The 18,194-nt window shown below is 66.1% G+C and carries 12 protein-coding genes and 12 pseudogenes; 17 read left to right on the top strand and 7 right to left on the bottom strand.

What is annotated here, in order from left to right; translation table 11 throughout:
- The 3 genes and pseudogenes from FQ389_RS22930 to FQ389_RS20815 form a co-directional block, all read right to left on the bottom strand.
- Nucleotides 1-269: pseudogene (locus tag FQ389_RS22930) on the bottom strand (protein kinase domain-containing protein); the annotation flags it as partial.
- 142 nt (nucleotides 270-411) lie between these two features.
- Nucleotides 412-669, bottom strand: a complete 258-nt coding sequence (locus tag FQ389_RS22925; protein WP_407662921.1) for a protein kinase domain-containing protein — start codon at nucleotides 667-669, stop codon at nucleotides 412-414.
- A gap of 318 nt (nucleotides 670-987) precedes the next feature.
- Nucleotides 988-1,182, bottom strand: a complete 195-nt coding sequence (locus FQ389_RS20815) for a hypothetical protein (RefSeq protein WP_260860847.1) — start codon at nucleotides 1,180-1,182, stop codon at nucleotides 988-990.
- Between the two features lie 275 nt (nucleotides 1,183-1,457).
- On the opposite strand from FQ389_RS20815, the gene FQ389_RS15775 reads away from it, so the two are divergent.
- The 3 genes and pseudogenes from FQ389_RS15775 to FQ389_RS22920 all read left to right on the top strand — a co-directional run.
- Nucleotides 1,458-1,949, top strand: a complete 492-nt coding sequence (locus FQ389_RS15775) for a beta-class carbonic anhydrase (RefSeq protein WP_144209364.1) — start codon at nucleotides 1,458-1,460, stop codon at nucleotides 1,947-1,949.
- Between the two features lie 62 nt (nucleotides 1,950-2,011).
- Nucleotides 2,012-2,257: a MarR family transcriptional regulator gene (locus FQ389_RS20810; protein ID WP_260860846.1), complete on the top strand. Its 246-nt coding sequence runs from the start codon at nucleotides 2,012-2,014 to the stop codon at nucleotides 2,255-2,257.
- A 435-nt stretch (nucleotides 2,258-2,692) separates the two neighbouring features.
- A pseudogene (locus tag FQ389_RS22920) lies at nucleotides 2,693-2,992 on the top strand (AMP-binding enzyme); the annotation flags it as partial.
- Nucleotides 2,993-3,043: 51 nt separating this feature from the next.
- Here FQ389_RS22920 and FQ389_RS22915 read toward each other — a convergent pair.
- A pseudogene (locus FQ389_RS22915) lies at nucleotides 3,044-3,133 on the bottom strand (RNA polymerase subunit sigma-70); the annotation flags it as partial.
- 68 nt (nucleotides 3,134-3,201) lie between these two features.
- Nucleotides 3,202-3,797, bottom strand: a pseudogene (locus FQ389_RS15755) (carboxymuconolactone decarboxylase family protein).
- A gap of 224 nt (nucleotides 3,798-4,021) precedes the next feature.
- Between FQ389_RS15755 and hrcA the strand changes: the two are divergent.
- From hrcA to FQ389_RS15705, 12 genes and pseudogenes are all read left to right on the top strand, one after another.
- Entirely contained in the window at nucleotides 4,022-5,053 is a 1,032-nt protein-coding gene (gene hrcA, locus FQ389_RS15750) for a heat-inducible transcriptional repressor HrcA (protein ID WP_144209361.1), read from the top strand.
- A 68-nt stretch (nucleotides 5,054-5,121) separates the two neighbouring features.
- Nucleotides 5,122-6,261 carry a molecular chaperone DnaJ gene (dnaJ, locus tag FQ389_RS15745; RefSeq protein ID WP_144209358.1) on the top strand — a complete coding sequence of 380 codons (1,140 nt, stop codon included), beginning with the start codon at nucleotides 5,122-5,124 and terminating at the stop codon, nucleotides 6,259-6,261.
- Between the two features lie 23 nt (nucleotides 6,262-6,284).
- Nucleotides 6,285-7,025: pseudogene (locus FQ389_RS15740) on the top strand (16S rRNA (uracil(1498)-N(3))-methyltransferase).
- Between the two features lie 120 nt (nucleotides 7,026-7,145).
- Nucleotides 7,146-7,874, top strand: a pseudogene (locus tag FQ389_RS20805) (PhoH family protein); the annotation flags it as partial.
- A pseudogene (locus FQ389_RS20800) lies at nucleotides 7,863-8,657 on the top strand (LAGLIDADG family homing endonuclease); the annotation flags it as partial. The pseudogenes FQ389_RS20805 and FQ389_RS20800, both read left to right, overlap by 12 nt.
- A gap of 276 nt (nucleotides 8,658-8,933) precedes the next feature.
- Nucleotides 8,934-9,272 (top strand): annotated as a pseudogene (locus FQ389_RS20795) (PhoH family protein); the annotation flags it as partial.
- A gap of 18 nt (nucleotides 9,273-9,290) precedes the next feature.
- The gene (gene ybeY / locus FQ389_RS15730) at nucleotides 9,291-9,824 is read left to right on the top strand and encodes an rRNA maturation RNase YbeY (protein ID WP_144209350.1); all 534 of its coding nucleotides are present in this window, start codon (nucleotides 9,291-9,293) and stop codon (nucleotides 9,822-9,824) included.
- Nucleotides 9,821-11,086, top strand: a complete 1,266-nt coding sequence (locus FQ389_RS15725) for a hypothetical protein (RefSeq protein WP_407662920.1) — start codon at nucleotides 9,821-9,823, stop codon at nucleotides 11,084-11,086. The genes ybeY and FQ389_RS15725 overlap by 4 nt, the downstream gene beginning before the upstream one ends.
- Nucleotides 11,083-12,390 carry a hemolysin family protein gene (locus FQ389_RS15720; RefSeq protein WP_144209367.1) on the top strand — a complete coding sequence of 436 codons (1,308 nt, stop codon included), beginning with the start codon at nucleotides 11,083-11,085 and terminating at the stop codon, nucleotides 12,388-12,390. The genes FQ389_RS15725 and FQ389_RS15720 overlap by 4 nt, the downstream gene beginning before the upstream one ends.
- A pseudogene (locus FQ389_RS15715) lies at nucleotides 12,383-12,701 on the top strand (cytidine deaminase). Before FQ389_RS15720 ends, FQ389_RS15715 begins: the two are co-directional and overlap by 8 nt.
- Nucleotides 12,698-13,600, top strand: coding sequence for a GTPase Era (era, locus tag FQ389_RS15710; protein ID WP_144209344.1), 903 nt, complete (start codon nucleotides 12,698-12,700; stop codon nucleotides 13,598-13,600). Before FQ389_RS15715 ends, era begins: the two are co-directional and overlap by 4 nt.
- A 119-nt stretch (nucleotides 13,601-13,719) precedes the next feature.
- Nucleotides 13,720-14,272: pseudogene (locus tag FQ389_RS15705) on the top strand (hemerythrin domain-containing protein); the annotation flags it as partial.
- 95 nt (nucleotides 14,273-14,367) lie between these two features.
- Here FQ389_RS15705 and FQ389_RS15700 read toward each other — a convergent pair.
- Nucleotides 14,368-14,830: pseudogene (locus FQ389_RS15700) on the bottom strand (manganese catalase family protein); the annotation flags it as partial.
- A 182-nt stretch (nucleotides 14,831-15,012) separates the two neighbouring features.
- Entirely contained in the window at nucleotides 15,013-15,918 is a 906-nt protein-coding gene (locus FQ389_RS15695; protein WP_144209341.1) for a peptidylprolyl isomerase, read from the bottom strand.
- Between the two features lie 102 nt (nucleotides 15,919-16,020).
- On the opposite strand from FQ389_RS15695, the gene FQ389_RS15690 reads away from it, so the two are divergent.
- Together FQ389_RS15690 and hisS are read left to right on the top strand one after the other, a co-directional pair.
- Nucleotides 16,021-16,683, top strand: coding sequence for an MBL fold metallo-hydrolase (locus FQ389_RS15690; RefSeq protein ID WP_144209338.1), 663 nt, complete (start codon nucleotides 16,021-16,023; stop codon nucleotides 16,681-16,683).
- Nucleotides 16,680-17,939, top strand: a pseudogene (hisS, locus tag FQ389_RS15685) (histidine--tRNA ligase); the annotation flags it as partial. The gene FQ389_RS15690 and the pseudogene hisS, both read left to right, overlap by 4 nt.
- Nucleotides 17,940-18,194: the final 255 nt, after the last annotated feature.

The following is an 18,194-nucleotide window of genomic DNA, read 5'->3' as shown; positions in this document are numbered from 1 at the left end:
GGGCGGGGGCGTGCGGCAGGCTGGGTGTTGCTGCGGTGGGCGGGCCCGGTGAGCGCGGCCTTGGCGGTCTCGGCGAACTCGATGGCCGACTGGTAGCGGGAGTCGACGTCCTTTGCTATGTCCCGGGCGACCACGTCGTCGAGCGCCGCCGGCACGTCGGGCGCGGTGAACGAGGCGCGCGGCGGCGGGGTGCTCAGGTGCGCGTTGAGCTGTTCTTCAAAGGTGTCGCCGGGATACGGCAGATGCTCGGTCAGGCATTCGTAGAGCACGCAGGCCAGCGCGTAGACGTCCGCGCGATGGGTCCGGTCATGCCCCGGAACCGCTCGGGTGCCATGTAGGCCATGGTGCCCATGGTGTGGCCACTCTGGGTCAGCGCGGTGTTGGCGGCGGTGCGCGCGAGGCCGAAGTCGATCAGGTAGAGAAGTCGCGGTTGGTCACCAGGATGTTGGACGGCTTGGTGTCGCGGTGGATCAGCCCGACTTCGTGGGCCGTATCCAGTGCTGCCGCAACCTGTTCGATCACCGCGACGGCGCGGTGCGGGTCCAAGCTTCCGCCGTTGTCGCGAATGAACTGCAACAGATCGCGGCCCTCGATCAGCCGCATGTCGACGTAGAGGCGGCCATCGATCTCGCCGTAGCTGTGGATCGGCACCATGTGCGGGTCGTTCAGGCTTGCCGCGATGCTCGCCTCGCAGCGGAACCGCTGCTGAAACTCGTGTCTTTGGCCAGATATGTGTGGGCAGCACCTTCAGCGCGATGTAACGGCGATAGTTCAGCGCGGCCGGATCGCGAAAACCTTCCCAGTCCTCGGCCTGCAGCGGCGAGCCCTCGCGGTGCTTGAGGTACCACCGGTTGATCGCGCTGTCCGGGTCCAGGTCGAGCGGGGCGGGTTTGCGGTTGAAGTGGTAGCGGCCGAACCGGCCCATTCGGGCCTCGCCGATGGACGCCAGGTATTCGGGCATCGAGATCGCGCCGTAGTGGGCGACGATCACCGACTTCCATCCCGGATCGAGTTGTTCGAACAGCTTGGAACGCCCGATGGCGTTTTCAGCGAATACGTGGTGGTGTCCTTGGTGACCTGGTTGTGCACATACTCGCGGTAGCCGATCTTGTAGGGCTCGTCCCATTTGAGCCAGCCTTCACCGAAGACGCGGTGCGTCCCGGAGAGCTCCTCAGGAAACAACTCGTCTTCGGTGACGTAGCGGTAAGGTCCAGTTAATGTCGCGGGCCAGCTCGTACCGGTCGCTGCGTGAGTTTGGGCGTGGGTTGTCCTTATTTCTGCTCTGGCCGCCTTTGCTATCATCCTGAGCTGTGTGGATGATGCGATCGCACCCGTCATGAGGCATCTCCAAAGGAGTCCTAAGGGTTCTGCTCACGCAGATTCGCATCCTCCTTCGCCCCCGCACGGCGGCGTTATGCTACCCCCGCTGACAGCAAACGGATGAGGAGAAGCCCGGCGTGACCGTGACCGACGAATACCTGGCCAACAACATTGCTTACGCGAGCACCTTCAAGGGGCCCCTGCCGCTGCCGCCGAGCAAACACGTCGCGGTGGTCGCCTGCATGGACGCCAGGCTGGATGTGTACCGGATCCTCGGCCTGCAGGAGGGTGAGGCGCACGTCATCCGTAACGCCGGTGGCGTGGTCACCGACGACGAGATCCGATCGCTGGCGATCAGTCAGTGGTTGCTCGGCACCAAGGAGATCATCCTGATCCACCACACCGATTGCGGTATGCTGACTTTCCGTGACGACGAGTTCAAGGCGGCCATACAGCAGGAGACCGGGATCAAACCGGCATGGGCGGCCGAAGCGTTTTCCGACCTCGAGGAGGACATCCGCCAGTCGTTGCGCCGCATCGAGCAGAGCCCCTTCGTGACCAAGCACGAGTCGTTGCGTGGCTTCGTGTTTGACGTCGTGACGGGCAAGCTCAATGAGGTCGTGCTCTGAAGTCCGAGGGGCGCGTCACCTCAGCCTCTACTCCAAGATCGTCGCGGCGCTCGATCGCGTCGGTGACGCCCTGCACGTGCTGGCTCGCCGCAGCGCTGAGGCTCAATGACCTCTCCAGCACCCAGATGCGGTTGCTGGCATGGCTTTTGGTGGGCCCGCCGCCCATCGCCCGAAGCACCGCGGTGGCCCGTGAGCTCAACGTCGCCGATCCTACCGTCAGCGACGCCGTGGCGGCGCTGATCCGCAAGGGGTTGGTCGTGCGCGTGCCCAGGACGCGCACGACCGGCGGCGTCACGGCCTGGTGCTGACCTAGGCCGGCCGCAAGGCCGGCCTAGCTCTGTCCCGGTGGACGGCGTCCGCCGAGATCGCCACGTCCAAGTTGGACCGGGTCGAGGCGGAACAGCTAGTGGACCGCCTGCTGCTTGTCATCGCGAAATTGCATGAGGCGCAACTGCTCCCGGTGACCCGGGCATGCAGCACCTGTGCGCAACTGGAACGATCCAGCGTGCCACGCGGCAATACCGGTGCATGTTCTACGACACGCCGATGACGGTTTCCGGCCTGCGCGTCGACTGCGCCGAACACGTCACCGCCTAGCGGCGCCTCAGGGCACGCACCTGCCGCGTCAACGACGGCGCAGCACGGACACCGGATTGACGCGTGTTGTTCGGGTAGCGGTCGACGTCCTCGTCAACAACGCCGGGATCCAGTTCGTGCCGAAGGTGGAGGACTTCCCGGTCGGCCGCAACGCCGACAGGGACATCGAATTCGTCGGCCGCGCCGAAGAGCAGGTCAAGATCCGCGGCTTCCGCATCGAACTCGGCGAGATCGCCGCCGCCATCTCCGTGGACCCCAGCGTCGGACAGGCGGTCGTGCTGGCGGTGGACCTGCCCCGGCTGGGTAAAAGACTGGTCTGTTACGTCACCCCGGCTCCCGAATCCGGGACAACATCGCGCGGTGTTCGGGGTTGGATTCGTCATCGCCGGCCACGATCCGATCCGGCAACCGTGCCACGGCTCTTCGCGGTGCCGGCCGCGGCGGTAGCGCAGCACGTTCAGGCAGATGCGGGCCACCACGGTGGTCAGCCACGCGTCCAGGTTGGCGATGTTGTCGGTGTCACTGCGGTTCAGCCGCAGCCAGGTCTCCTGCACTGCGTCCTGGGCGTCGTCGATCGAGCCGAGCATCCGGTGGGCGACGGCGCTCAGCTGCGGGCGGCCCTCTTCGAATCGCTCCGTCACCGATCGGTCCACGGTCACACGTCACCGGCGTCCGGCAGGGCGCAGACCCGGCTGCCGGAGAAGCCGGACGACTTGATGCCCAGCGCGATATTGTATCGGGCCTGCATGTTGCCGAGGTTGATGACACGGGTGAGCGCGACGAGCTGTGGCGTGTCGAAGTGGGCCGCGCAGCGCGTCTAACAGCTCGTCGGTCACCTCGACGGGGGGCGACTCATGGCGGTGGCGTACTCGAGAATCAGCTTGTCGACCTAGGAAAAGCATTCTGCCGCACGGTAATTCGACATCGACAGCAACTCGTCGTCGGCCAGACCCCAGCGTCGGGCGATCTGTGAGCCCAGATCGATGCAGTATTCACAGCCCACTGTCGTCGCCGCCTTCAGCTCCGCCAGCGCGCGGTAGCGCGGGCTGAGGATGTCGAGCTTGGATTCGGCCTGTTCGAGCTTGCCGTAGGCGCTGAGAAACCGGGGAATATGGGCCGTACATGCGCAGCGGCTCGAGCATCCCGGCCGTTTCCAGGCCGGTCATCTGCGCCAGTTTGCGCTTGGTGAAGAAGAAAGCGATCTTCGTGCAAGCTGGCGTCGTGGTCGGAAACCGCCTGAATATGAGACATGGCGATCTTTCCGAATAGTCGCGGTCCCGTGGTCCGGGTAGGGCTTCCTTACTCGTACGCCCTTGAAGATCATCTGCCGATCTTCCCTGAGGTGTCGTCGAGGGCCGACGGATACATGCTGGAGAGGCTAGCGGCAAAGTCGTCGGCCGCGCGCGCCCGACACTTGCTGATGAGGGTCGATGGCTGTTGAGCCCGTAAAATGCACTCGATCAAGGAGGTAGTCGATGGGCAGTGCCGACGAGCGTCGCTTCGAGGTGCTGCGCGCGATCGTTGCCGACTTCGTCGCCACCCAGGAGCCGATCGGTTCGAAATCGCTCGTCGAGCGGCACAACCTCGGCGTGTCCAGCGCCACCATCCGCAACGACATGGCCGTGCTGGAGGCCGAAGGGTACATCACGCAGCCGCACACCAGCTCGGGTCGGGTGCCCACCGAGAAGGGGTACCGCGAATTCGTCGACCGGATCGACGACGTCAAACCGTTGTCGGCGGCCGAGCGGAAGGCGATCCAGTCTTTCCTGGAATCCGGCGTTGACCTCGACGACGTGCTGCGCCGCGCGGTGCGGCTGCTGGCCCAGCTGACCCGGCAGGTGGCCGTGGTGCAGTACCCGACCCTGTCGACGTCGACGGTCCGGCACCTCGAGGTGATCGCGCTGACGCCGGCCCGGCTACTGATGGTCGTCATCACCTCGTCGGGCCGGGTGGATCAGCGCATCGTCGAGCTTGGCGACCTCATCGACGAGCATCAGCTCTCCCAGCTGCGGGAGATCCTGGGCCAGGCGCTGGAAGGGAAGAAGCTTTCCGCGGCCTCGGTTGCGGTGGCTGAGCTGGCTCAGCAGTTCAGCGGCACCGGCGGGCTGGGCGACGCGGTCGGCCGTTCGGCGACGGTGTTGCTGGAGTCGCTGGTCGAGCACACCGAGGAGCGCCTGGTGATGGGGGGCACCGCCAACCTGACCCGCAACGCCGCGGACTTCGGCGGTTCGCTGCGGTCGATCCTCGAGGCCCTCGAGGAGCAGGTGGTGGTGCTGCGGTTGCTGGCGGCTCAGCAGGAAGCCGGGAAAGTCACCGTGCGCATCGGTCACGAGACCGAGGTCGAGCAAATGGCGGGGACGTCGATGGTGACCACCGCGTACGGCACCATGAATACCGTGTACGGCGGTATGGGGGTGTTGGGCCCCACCCGGATGGACTATCCGGGAACTATCGCCAGCGTGGCCGCGGTTGCTCTTTATATTGGCGAGGTCCTGGGTGCCCGATGAACGCGCACCGACAGGATTGTGGACGTACGTGGTAACGCGGCCCTAACTAGAGTCCAGAAAGGTCAGGCGTGGCACGAGATTATTACGGGCTGCTGGGCGTGAGCAAAAACGCCAGCGATGCGGAGATCAAGCGCGCGTATCGGAAGCTGGCGCGTGAACTGCACCCCGACATCAATCCCGATGAGACCGCGCAGGCGAGGTTCAAGGAGGTCAGCGTCGCCTACGAGGTGCTGAGCGATCCCGAGAAACGCCGCATCGTCGATCTTGGCGGGGACCCGCTGGAGAACGGCGCTGCGGGCGGCGGATTTGACGGATTCGGTGGCCTAGGCGACGTGTTCGAGGCGTTCTTCGGCGGCAGCTTCAGCGGCGGCGCGTCCTCGCGCGGCCCGATCGGCCGGGTCCGGCCCGGGTCCGACTCGCTGCTGCGGATGCGGCTCGACCTCGAGGAATGCGCGACCGGAGTGACCAAGCAGGTCACCGTCGACACCGCGGTGTTGTGCGACCGTTGTCAGGGCAAGGGCACCAACGGCGATTCGGCGCCGGTTCCGTGCGACACCTGCGGCGGACGGGGCGAGGTGCAGACCGTGCAGCGCTCGCTGCTGGGGCAGATGGTGACGTCGCGGCCGTGCCCTACCTGCCGGGGCGTCGGCGTGGTCATCCCCGACCCCTGCCATCAGTGCATGGGCGACGGCCGGGTGCGTGTTCGCCGCGAGATCAGCGTCAAGATTCCGGCCGGTGTTGGCGACGGCATGCGGGTCCGGCTCGCCGCGCAGGGCGAGGTCGGTCCGGGCGGAGGCCCGGCCGGTGACCTCTATGTCGAGGTGCACGAGCAGGCCCACGACATCTTCGTCCGCGACGGCGCCGACCTGCACTGCACGGTGTCGGTGCCGATGATCGATGCCTCGCTGGGCACCACGCTCACCATCGACGACATCCTCGACGGGCCCAGCGAAATCACCATTCCGCCTGGGACACAACCGGGTTCGATCATCACGCTGCGCGGCCAGGGCATGCCGCAGCTGCGGTCGACCACCCGGGGCAACCTGCATGTCCACGTCGAGGTGGTGGTCCCCACCCGGCTGGACAACCACGACATCGAGTTGCTGCGCGAGCTGAAGAACCGGCGCAGCCGCGACGTGGCCGAGGTGCGTTCCTCCCACACCGGCGGCCTGTTCAGCCGGCTGCGCGAAACCTTCACCGGGCGTTAGTTCCAGCCGCGGGGGCCGTGCACATGGTGGCGACGCTATTCTACGTGGAGGGGTCCTGCCCGACATCGGTGATTTGGCTGTCCTCGACGGCGACGAAGGGTTTCACGCCGCGACGGTGCGCCGATCCGCCCCGGAGAACGGTTGGTGCTCGGCGACGGCGCCGGTGCGCTGGCGGCTCACTGCGTGGTCGAGTAGTCCGGACGCGACGGATTGTGCGCTCGGGTACTGGAAACGGTGGACCGCGGAACCCGGCCGCCGGTGACGGTGGTGCAGGCCCTGCCGAAGTCGGAATGCTCGGAGCTGGCGATCGAACTAGCCACCGAGGCCGGCGCCGACGCAATTTCTGGCCTGGTAGGCGGCCCGGGTGGCCAACTGGCAGGGCTCCCGGGTCGAGAAGGGGTTGCGTCGGTGGCGGGCCGTGATCCGTTCGGCCGTCCGGCAGTCGCGGCGGGCCCACATCCCCACCGTCGACGGCGTGCTGTCCAAGCCGATGTTCACCCAGCGGATCCGCGACGCCGTGGCCTCCGCGCGGCGGCGTTGGTGTTGCACGAGTCGGCGACTGATTGGTTCGCCGATGCCGCCTTGGCGCGGGTGACCTCGCTGCTGCTGGTGGTCGGCCCGAAGGCGGTATCGCACCGGCGGAACTCGCCGCGCCGACCGACGCGGGCGCCGTCGCGGTGTGGCTGGGCCCGCAGGTATTGCGGACCTCGACCGCGGCTGCGGTGGACCTCGGCGCGCTGGGAGTGCTCACACCGCGCTGGTAGCAAACCGCAGAAATCGAGCCCGCCGGGGCCGCACACGGCTGACCGGACGGAGCACTCGGCGTAGACTGAGGCATCCGAATCACCCTTGACGAACCGAGACAGGCAGGCACCGAAAACCACGTGACGCCACGCGAGACCAACGCTGCTGACGCAGCTGGGGCTCTGCAGGGACCCGATCTCAAAGCTCCGGTTCGCAGCAGTATAGACATTCCGCCCGATGTGGTCGTCGGCTTGCTTGGTTCGGCGGACGAAAATCTGCGCGCCCTCGAACGGACCCTCAACGCTGACCTGCATGTTCGCGGCAACGCCGTCACCCTCTCGGGTGAGTCGGCCGATGTCGCCCTGGCCGAGCGGGTGCTCTCCGAGCTGGTGGCGATCGTGGCCAACGGCCAGTCGCTGACCCCCGAGGTGGTGCGCCACAGTGTCGCGATGATGATCGGCGCCGGCAACGAGTCACCGGCCGAGGTGCTCACGCTGGACATCTTGTCGCGGCGCGGCAAGACGATTCGGCCCAAGACGCTCAACCAGAAGCGCTACGTCGACGCCATCGACGCCCACACCATCGTTTTCGGGGTGGGGCCTGCCGGTACCGGCAAGACCTATCTGGCGATGGCCAAAGCGGTCAACGCGCTGCAGTCCAAACAGGTCACCCGCATCATCCTGACCCGTCCGGCCGTGGAAGCCGGTGAGCGGCTGGGATTTCTGCCGGGCACGCTCAACGAGAAGATCGACCCGTATCTGCGCCCTCTGTACGACGCGCTCTACGACATGATGGACCCCGAACTGGTTCCGAAGCTGATGTCGGCCGGGGTCATCGAGGTCGCGCCGCTGGCGTACATGCGGGGCAGGGCACAACCGCGTTTCACTAAAGTACTGACTCCCAACGGATTTCGTCCTATCGATGACCTCAAGGTCGGGGATAGCGTCATCGGCTCCAACGGACTGCCCACCGAAGTTATCGGCGTTTATCCGCAGAAATTCAAAGAGATCTACCGGGTCTGGACGCAGGACCGTTCGTCGACCTTAGCCTCCGGCGATCATCTGTGGTCGGTGTACACCCGCTCCGACCGGCGGCGTGCCAAGCCGGCGCGTGTGTTGCAGACGAAGGAGATGATCGGCAACCTTCGCGCCGCGCACTATCATCGCTACGAGCTGCCCTTGCTGAGTGCACCCGTGCATTTCGAGTCGCAACAGGTTCCGCTGGACCCCTATGCGGTGGGACTGCTGCTGGGCGACGGGTGCCTGACGTGTTCGACGACGCCCTCGTTTGCCGCCCGGGATCCGGAATTGGCGCAAGCCCTTAAACGCTTGATTCCCGGCATCGAAGTGCGGCGCAGATTCGCGGTCGACTACGTGTTGAACCGGGCCAGCCGTCCTCGTGGCTCGGCGGTGAACCCGGTCACGGCAGCGTTGCGCCAGCTGGGGCTGGCGGGTTGTGGCCCGGAGACCAAGTTCATTCCTCGGGATTATCTTTTCAATGCGCCCGATGTGAGGTTGGCGCTGTTGCAGGGGTTACTCGACTCCGACGGCGGTCCGGTCACGCAGCGGGACGGGACGTGCCGCATTCAGTTCACGACGGTCTCCGAACGTCTGCGGGACGACGTGGTGTTCCTGGTCCAGTCGGTGGGCGGTGTCGTCTACTGCTGTGCCCGCCGTACCCCGGGATTGGCACGGGGGCGCGCGGTTCGGCACCGGTTCGACGCATACACCCTGGACATCCGCCTCCCGCAAGGTGTGGTTCCGTTCCGGTTGGCGCGCAAGGCCGCCAAATACGACGCGACGGCCGGCGGACACCCGAAGCGCTTTATCGAGTGCATCGAATCCGCCGGCACCGAGGAAGCGGTGTGCATCCAGGTGGCGGCCGCGGATTCGCTGTACGTGACCGAGGACTTTCTGCTCACCCACAACACTCTCAACGATGCGTTCATCGTGCTCGACGAGGCGCAGAACACCACGCCCGAGCAAATGAAGATGTTCCTGACCCGGGTGGGCTTCGGCTCGAAGATTGTCGTCACCGGCGACATCACCCAGATCGATCTGCCGGGTGGCGCCAAGTCGGGTCTGCGCGCGGCGGTCGACATCCTCGAACACATCGAGGACATCCACACTGCCGAGTTGACCAGCGCGGACGTGGTTCGCCACCGGCTGGTTTCGGAGATCGTGGATGCGTATGCACGCCACGAAGAGCCGGGCTCCAGCATGAATCGGGCGGCCCGACGTGCATCCGGAACGCGAAATCGCCGATGATGGTGCGGTGAGCAGCAAATGACCGTCGAAGTGTCCAACGAATCGGGCATCGACGTCTCCGAAACTGAGTTGGTGAGTGTCGCGCGCTTCGTCATCGCCAAAATGGACGTCAATCCGGGCGCCGAACTGTCGATGGTGCTGTTGGACACCGCCGCGATGGCCGACCTGCACATGCGGTGGATGGACCTGCCCGGCCCCACCGACGTGATGAGTTTTCCTATGGACGAACTCGAGCCCAGTGGCCGTCCGGACGCTCCCGAGCCGGGGCCGTCGATGCTGGGGGACATCGTGCTGTGCCCGGAATTCGCCGCCGAACAGGCCGCCGCCGCGGGCCACAGTCTCGGACATGAATTGGCGCTGTTGACCGTTCACGGCGTGCTGCACCTGCTTGGTTACGACCACGCCGAGCCCGACGAAGAGAAGGAGATGTTCGCTCTGCAGGAGCGACTTCTCGAGGAGTGGGTCGCCGACCAGGTCGAGGCATACCACAACGACCGGCAGGGTGAAAAAGACCGCCGGTTGCTGGACAAGTCAAGGTATTTCGACAGTTGAATTCTGTAATGAAAGCAGTGAAGATCGCTCTGGCGACTGCCATAACGTTGGCGCCCTTGTACGCGGTCATCGTCAGTTCCGGTGTGGGACAGGCATCTCCGTGCGTCGGTGCGGGGTCCAACCCGGTGTCCTGCCAGCACTGCCTGTTTTACGTGCAGGCCTATCACACCGCGAACGTGTGCTACGCCCCGGCGCCGCGCCCGGCGCCCGCCCCGTCGAGCACCGTGCCGATCCAGATTCCCGAGCCCCCGCCGCCGACCTCCACGCGGCCGGCCCCGACGCAGGTGCAGACCCCGAAGATCAACCCGCCGGGTTCGCAGCCACCGCGCACCATCTCGGTGATGACACCGCCGAAGAAGGTGGAGGCACCCGCGCAGGCGATCGCGGCCGCTAAGGCCGCTCCCGAGGCGCGGCTCAACCCGGCCGACCCGTCGCGGCCGCCCACGCAGACGGACTTCAATCAGCAGGTGCAGAACGTCATCAACACGCATAGCGAGAACATCGAGCTGATCAAGGCCGACAACAAGGCGCTGGTCCGACCCCGGCATTGGGAATTCGTCGACTACGACCAATATCACCGGCCGACCCTGTACAACCCGCTCGGTCAGGCGATGACGTTCCGCTACTCCTACGACGGGGCGTCCCGCGAGGTGTACCTGCCGCCCGGCGGCCGGGTGGTGCTCGACGCCGGCGCCGTGGGTCTGGTGCCGTTCACCGCGGTCAGCGAAAGCTACCTGGCGTCGGGCAGCTTCTACGGCGGAGCCTTTGTCCCGCCGAACGATTGGCAAGGTCCTCCGCCGCCGAAGTACGTCGCACCGGCGCCACCGGCGCTGTACCAGAACGTGCTGGCCGAGATTCCCGCCGTCGTCCAAACCGTGCAGATCGGCCAGGTCGCGGTGGTGGGCCACGACGACAGCCAACCGTCCGGCAGTCAGGACTGCTTCCTGCTCGACGACTCCACGCTGGCGTGGGGGCAGGTCAACGATCCCAACAGCAGCACCCAGATCAAGGTGACCAAGAGCCAGTCGCTGCCCGGTTTCGGCCCCACCGACAACGGCAGCTTCTTGTTCGCGCTGGCCGCCCCCGGCGAGCCCGGTCAGGCCGCTCCGCCCCCGCCCAGCCAACCCTGGTGGCCCTCGGCGCTCGGATTCGGGCTGTTGGGGATCGCGGTCGTCGTGTTCTCCTCGTTACTCAACCGTAGTAAAGACGACTCCGACGCCACGTCGGATTCGACAACCGACTCATGGCATTCCCAGAATTGACCGGCATGTCTCAGCTGCTCGGCGCGATCGCGTTGATCGGTCTGGGCGGGGTTTTCGCGGCGATCGACGCCGCGATCAGCACGGTGTCGGTGGCCCGGGTCGCGGAGCTGGTGCGCGACGAGCAGCCGGGAGCCCGGGCGTTGTCGAAGGTGATGGCCGACCGGCCGCGCTACATCAACTTGGTGGTGCTGCTGCTGCGCATCATCTGCGAGGTCACCGCGACCGTGCTGCTGGTGGTGTTCCTCTACGACAACTTCGGCATGGGATGGGCGGCGTTCGGCGCTGCGACCATCATGGTGCTGACCAGTTTCGTCGTCATCGGTGTGGGCCCGCGGACGATGGGCCGCCAGCACGCGTATTCCATCTCGCTCGCCACAGCCCTTCCGCTGCAAGTCATCTCATCGCTTCTGATGCCGATCAGCCGGATGCTGGTGCTGGTGGGTAACGCATTGACCCCGGGCCGCGGCTTGCGCAACGGGCCCTTCGCCTCCGAAATCGAGCTGCGTGAAGTCGTCGACCTGGCGCAGCAGCGCGGGGTGGTGGCCGCCGACGAGCGCCGGATGATCGAGTCGGTGTTCGAACTCGGTGACACCCCGGCCCGCGAGGTCATGGTGCCGCGGACCGAGATGATCTGGATCGAAAGCGACAAATCTGCCAGCCAGGCCACCACCCTGGCCGTGCGCAGCGGGCACTCCCGCATTCCGGTGATCGGCGAGAACGTCGACGACATTGTTGGGGTGGTGTATCTGAAAGACCTTGTGCAGCGGACGTTTCTGTCCCCAGACGGCGGCCGGGACGCCAAGGTGTCCCAGGTGATGCGCCCGGCCGTGTTCGTGCCGGACTCCAAGCCGCTGGACGCGCTGCTGCGGGAAATGCAGCGCGATCGCAACCACATGGTGCTGCTCGTCGACGAGTACGGCGCGATCGCTGGCCTGGTCAGCATCGAAGACGTGCTCGAGGAGATCGTCGGGGAGATCGCCGACGAGTACGACGATGAGGAGACCGCCCCGATAGAAGACTTGGGCGACAAGAAGTTTCGAGTGTCGGCCCGGCTACCGATCGAAGACGTCGGCGAGCTGTACAGGGTGGAGTTCGATGACGATCTCGACGTCGACACGGTGGGTGGTCTGCTGGCGCTGGAACTGGGCCGGGTGCCGCTGCCCGGCGCCGAGGTCGTCTCGCACGGCCTGCGGCTGCGCGCGGAGGGCTGCACCGACCACCGCGGCCGGGTGCGGATCGGCACCGTGTTGCTGAGCCCGGCCGAATCCGACGATCACGAACTCGAGGACACCCACCATGGTTGAACAGCTGGACCCCGAAGATGTGAAGCTCGTGGTGTTGGCCCGCGGCGCGATGGCGCGCGGAAGCCGACAGCGGCGCCGCGGTGCGCGACGTCGACGGACGCACCTACGCGGGTGCGCCGGTGCGGCTGTCCGCGCTGCAGCTCACCCCGCTCCTAGCGGCGGTGGCTGCGGCCGTCTGCAGCGGCGTCACCGGTTTGGAGGCGGCGGTGCTGGTGGCCGGATCGGCCGACGACCCGGGTATCGCCGCGATGCGTGAACTCGGCCTGACCGCGGCGATCATGCTGACCGATCTGGCGGGCACTCCGCTATGAACGATGAATTCCGTTCCGGCTTCGTATGTTTGGTCGGCCGGCCCAATACCGGAAAATCCACGCTGACGAATGCCCTGGTGGGCACCAAGGTGGCGATCACCTCGAAGCGGCCGCAGACCACGCGACACACTATCCGCGGCATCGTGCACCGCGAGAACTTTCAGATCATCCTGGTCGACACCCCCGGGCTGCACCGGCCGCGCACCCTGCTGGGCAAGCGGTTGAACGATCTGGTCCGTGACACCTACGCCGAGGTCGACGTCATCGGCTTGTGCATCCCGGCCGACGAGGCGATCGGACCCGGCGACCGCTGGATCGTCGACCAGATCCGTTCGGTCGCACCAAAGACCACTCTCGTGGTGATCGCCACCAAGACCGACAAGGTGTCCAAGGATCGGGTGGCCGCGCAACTGGTCGCGGTCAGTGAACTCGTCGACGGTGCCGCCGACATCGTTCCGGTGTCGGCGGTTGCCAACTCTCAGATCGACGTGCTCATCGAGGTGCTGGCCGCCGCGCTGCCCCCGGGCCCGGCGTATTATCCCGACGGTGAGCTGACCGACGAGCCCGAAGAGGTGTTGATGGCCGAGCTCATCCGCGATGCCGCCCTGGAGGGGGTGCGCGACGAGCTTCCGCATTCGCTGGCGGTGGTGATTGACGAGGTCTATCCGCGCGAGGGTCGTGATGACCTGATCGACGTCTACGCGCTGCTCTACGTTGAGCGGGACAGCCAGAAGGGCATCATCATAGGCAAGGGTGGGGTCCGGCTGCGCGAGGTGGGGACCGCGGCGCGCGGCCAGATCGAGAAGCTGCTGGGCACCAAGGTCTATCTCGACCTGCGGGTCAAGGTCGCCAAGAACTGGCAGAGCGACCCCAAACAGCTTGGACGGCTGGGCTTCTAGCCCGGACCGCCACTCCGGTGTTGCGGCCGGGTCTGCTTTCGCCACGGTGAATTCCGTTTTGGGTGCCCGGCGTCTGGGTACCACTCACCGACCGATACGGCCTAATCAGAAGGCTAAGCATGGATGCATTAACTTTTTCCCGGCAAGACCATAAAAGCGTGCTCCGACTGTTCGAATCGCTGGATGGCGCACCGTCAGTCGGCGGCGTCGAGGCCAGCGGCCTGGAGACCACGGTGAATAACCTCATCATCCACCGAGTCGCAGTACGAAGCGATCGAAGAGCAGCACCTCTGGCCCGCGGTCCGCAAAGCGCTCGGCGATGCGCTCGCCGACAAGGCGATCGAGCAGGAACAGGCCGGCAAGAAGTTGCTGCAGCGGCTCGAAGACGGCAAGCCCGGCGACCCCGACTATCACGAAGAGCTGCGGGAGTTCATCAAGGCGGGTCGGGATCACATCGCTTACGAGCAAGAGGTGGTGTGGCCGCAAGTCGAGACCGCGATCAGCCGTGAGGAGTTGGAGAAGATCGACGAGAGGCTGGAAGACGCAAAGAAGATCGCACCCACCAGGCCGCACCCGGATACTCCGCCCCATCCGGCGGTGCTCAAAACGGTGGGGATGGGCGCGGCCATTGCGGACCACGTACGCGACGCGTTCACGGGTCGCTCCGAGGACGCCCGATCCATAAGTCCGCTGAAGACGACGAAACCCGGGCATCGGTGCAGTCGGATGCCCGGGTTTCGTCGTTGTCTAATCAGGCCGTTGTTCAATCACCCGGTGGCCGTGTGCTGTTCGTGCGTGAACGGCTTCTCAGCGTCGACCGCGGGCGAGCCTTCCGGGTTGTCCGACGGGCCCTTGTTCTTGCGGGTCTTTCCTCCCAGCCACCGCTGTTCGGGCTTTTCCACGTACTACCCCCACCCATGCCCTCCGGCCACGGGCCCTGCCCCTAGTTCCAGGGGCCTCGGACCGATTCGCCGTTGCCGTTGGACATGTTGGTTGAAGGCGACGTTCTGGAAACGCGGATAACCCGGCAACTAGCCCGGGCGGGAAGTTGACCGGGAGTTCGTTGAGCGCCGCGGTGAACTGCTGGTAATGCGCGATCTCGCGAGTCATCAAGAACGTCAAAGTGTCTTGAACACTCGGGTCGTCGGTGAACTGCTTGAGGTACTCGTAGATGACCTTGGCCCGGGACTCGGCCGCGACGTTGTTGCGCAAATCCACGGTCGGATCGCCGCCGATTCGGTGCTGGTGTCGTAGGCGCGATAGACCTGTCCCATGCCGCCGCGGCCCAGCAACTCACGTAGGTTCGTACTGCCCGAACGACTTCAGTCACCACGCGCCGACTTTAAGGCGTCGGACACCGCGTCGTCGGCTTCTCGTGAATTCGTGGCGATTCATGTTGCGCCGTCTCGGGTTTAGTCGAGTCGTATCGACTTGATCGTGACCTCGCTGACCGGCTCACCGTCGTTGCCACCACCGACCACGCCGGCCTTGGCGATCTTGTCCAGCACGGCGAGCCCGTCGGGCTGGATTGTGCCGAAGACAGTGTACTGCGGCGGTAGTTGAGAGTCCTTGTAGACCATGAAGAATTGGCTGCCGTTGGTGCCCGGGCCGGCGTTCGCCATGGCCAGGGTGCCGCGCGGGTAGACGACCGGTTGCTGCGCCTTGGGGTCGTTCGGCGGGTACTGGTCGGTCGGGTATTCGTTGCCGAACTTGTAGCCAGGGCCGCCGGTGCCGTCGCCCTTGGGATCACCGCACTGCAACACGCCCGAAGTCTCCGAGGTGGTCAACCGGTGGCACTTGGTGTCGTCGAAGTACTTCTGGCTAGTCAGGCTCGCGAAACTGTTGACCGTGCAAGGCGATTCGTTGTTGGCCAGCATCAAGCCCAGGTTTCCCTGACTGGTCGACATGCTGACGCTGACGGTGGCCGGGTCGGTGGGCACCTTGCCGGTGCGCGGCGGCTTGACCGGCTTGGCGGCCGGTTCCTGCGGCGTCGTCGGGTACTGGCAGTTGGCGCCGACGGTCGCCAACGGCTTGAGGGCCGGCAGCGGCGGGGCGGGCGGAACCTGGCCGGTCGGGGCAGTCGGTGACGTCGTGCTGGTGGCGGCGGGGTTGCCCGGCGTCGCGGCCGCCGAGTCGGTCTTGTGCCGGTTGTTGGAGTTGATCACGGCGACCGTCACCACGGCCACCACGGCGATCACGGCGACCACGCCTCCGACGATGAGCAGCAGCCGCCGTCGTCGGGCTTGCTGGGCGCGGCGTTCCAGCCGCCGTTCGAGTTTGCGCTTGGCGTTGGCGCGTCGCTGTTCGTTTGTCGGCACGGCCGGTATGCCTCCATGGTTGTGAGCGGGGGCGGGTGGCCAGCCCAGGCTAATGTGGGCGCGCCGTGATATGTCAAGTGGCTCCGTGGAAAACTGGAAGGTGTGTTGATCACCGGATTTCCCGCCGGCATGTTGCAGTGCAACTGCTACGTGCTGGCCGAGCGACCCGGAACGGACGCCGTCATCGTCGATCCCGGGCAGCGTGCGATGGGTCCGCTGCGGCGCATTCTCGATGAAAACCGGCTGACCTCGGCAGCGGTGCTGCTCACCCATGGGCACATCGACCACATGTGGTCGGCGCAGAAGGTATCCGACACCTTCGGCTGCCCCACCTACATCCACCCCGAAGACCGCTTTATGCTCAAAGACCCGATCTACGGTCTGGGGCCGCGTGTGGCGCAACTGATGGTGGGCGCCTTCTTCCGCGAGCCCAAACAGGTCGTCGAGCTCGACCGCGACGGCGACAAGATCGACCTGGCCGGGGTCAGCGTCCACGTCGACCACACCCCCGGGCACACTCGCGGATCGGTGGTTTTCCGGGTGACCGGCGACAAGGACCTGGTGTTCACCGGCGACACCCTGTTCGAGCGTTCGGTGGGACGCACCGACCTTTTCGGCGGAAGCGGCCGCGACCTGCTGACGTCGATCGTCGACAAGCTGTTGGTGCTCGACGACGACACGGTGGTGCTGCCCGGGCACGGTAACTCCACCACGATCGGCGCCGAGCGGCGCTTCAACCCGTTCCTCGAAGGTCTGACCGGATGACGGAATTCTCCTCCTTCGCGGCGCCCAAGGGCGTCCCCGACTATGTGCTGCCGGAGTCCGCGCAATTCGTCGCGGTGCGTTCGGCTCTGCTGAGCGCCGCCCGCCGGGCCGGTTACGGCGACATCGAGCTGCCCATCTTCGAGGACACGGGGTTGTTCGCCCGCGGCGTCGGCGAGTCCACCGACGTGGTGTCCAAGGAGATGTACACCTTCGCCGACCGCGGCGACCGCTCGGTGACGCTGCGCCCGGAGGGCACGGCCGGGGTGGTGCGCGCGGTGATCGAGCATGGTCTGGACCGCGGCACACTGCCGGTGAAATTGTGTTACGCCGGGCCGTTTTTCCGCTACGAACGGCCACAGGCCGGTCGCTACCGGCAGCTGCAGCAGGTCGGCGTGGAGGCGATCGGCGTTGACGACCCGGCGCTGGACGCCGAGGTGATCGCTGTGGCCGACGCCGGCTTCCGGTCGTTGGGTCTGGACGGGTTCCTGCTGGAGATCACCTCGCTGGGTGATGAGAGCTGCCGCCCGCAGTATCGGGAACTGTTGCAGGAGTTCCTGTTTGGGCTCCCACTCGACGACGAGACCCGACGGCGCGCGCAGCTCAACCCGCTGCGGGTGCTTGACGACAAGCGGCCCGAGGTCAAGGCGATGACGGCCAATGCGCCGGTGCTGCTCGACCACCTGTCCGATGCCGCCAAACAGCATTTCGACACCGTGCTGGCACATCTGGACGCGCTTGGGGTGCCGTACGTGATCAACCCACGGATGGTGCGCGGCCTCGATTACTACACCAAGACCACCTTCGAGTTCGTGCATGACGGCCTGGGCGCGCAGTCCGGCATCGGGGGCGGTGGCCGCTACGACGGGCTGATGCGCCAGCTCGGCGGACAGGACTTGTCCGGCATCGGATTCGGGCTCGGCGTGGACCGTACGCTGTTGGCATTGCGGGCCGAGGGCAAGAGCGTGGGGGAGACCACCCGCTGCGACGTCTTCGGTGTCCCGCTGAGCGAGCTGGCCAAGTTGCGGCTCGCCGTGCTGGCCGGACAATTGCGCGCGGCCGGTGTGCGGGTCGACCTGGCCTACGGCGACCGGGGCCTCAAGGGCGCGATGCGCGCGGCCGACCGCTCCGGGGCCCGCCTTGCGCTGGTGGCCGGCGATCGCGACCTCGAGGCCGGCACGATCGGCGTCAAGGACCTTGTGACCGGTGATCAGGTCTCGGTGCCGATCGATTCCATTGTCGCCGATGTCCTTTCGCGAACTAGCGCCGTAGCGTCGCGTCCGGGCCCGAGCGGGGCGGCGGGCTTGGAGACGCGGCGGGGCCGGAAACCTATCGGACCCCCGTGGCATACTCGAACACATGTTCGGTGAACTGGTGCGAAGCCTTTGAGCGGCGCCATCCGCCGCCCACGTCCGAGTCGGCGGCGTTGGTGGATCGGGTCTGCGTCGACACCCCTCGAAAACCGGGCAGCGGCGGCACAACTGGCGGCGATGGGGGACTTGTTCGCATACCGC

Source organism: Mycobacterium tilburgii (assembly GCF_902168065.1).
GTDB classification, from domain to species: Bacteria; Actinomycetota; Actinomycetes; order Mycobacteriales; family Mycobacteriaceae; genus Mycobacterium; species Mycobacterium tilburgii.
This window is presented reverse-complemented; position numbering and strand designations above follow the sequence as displayed.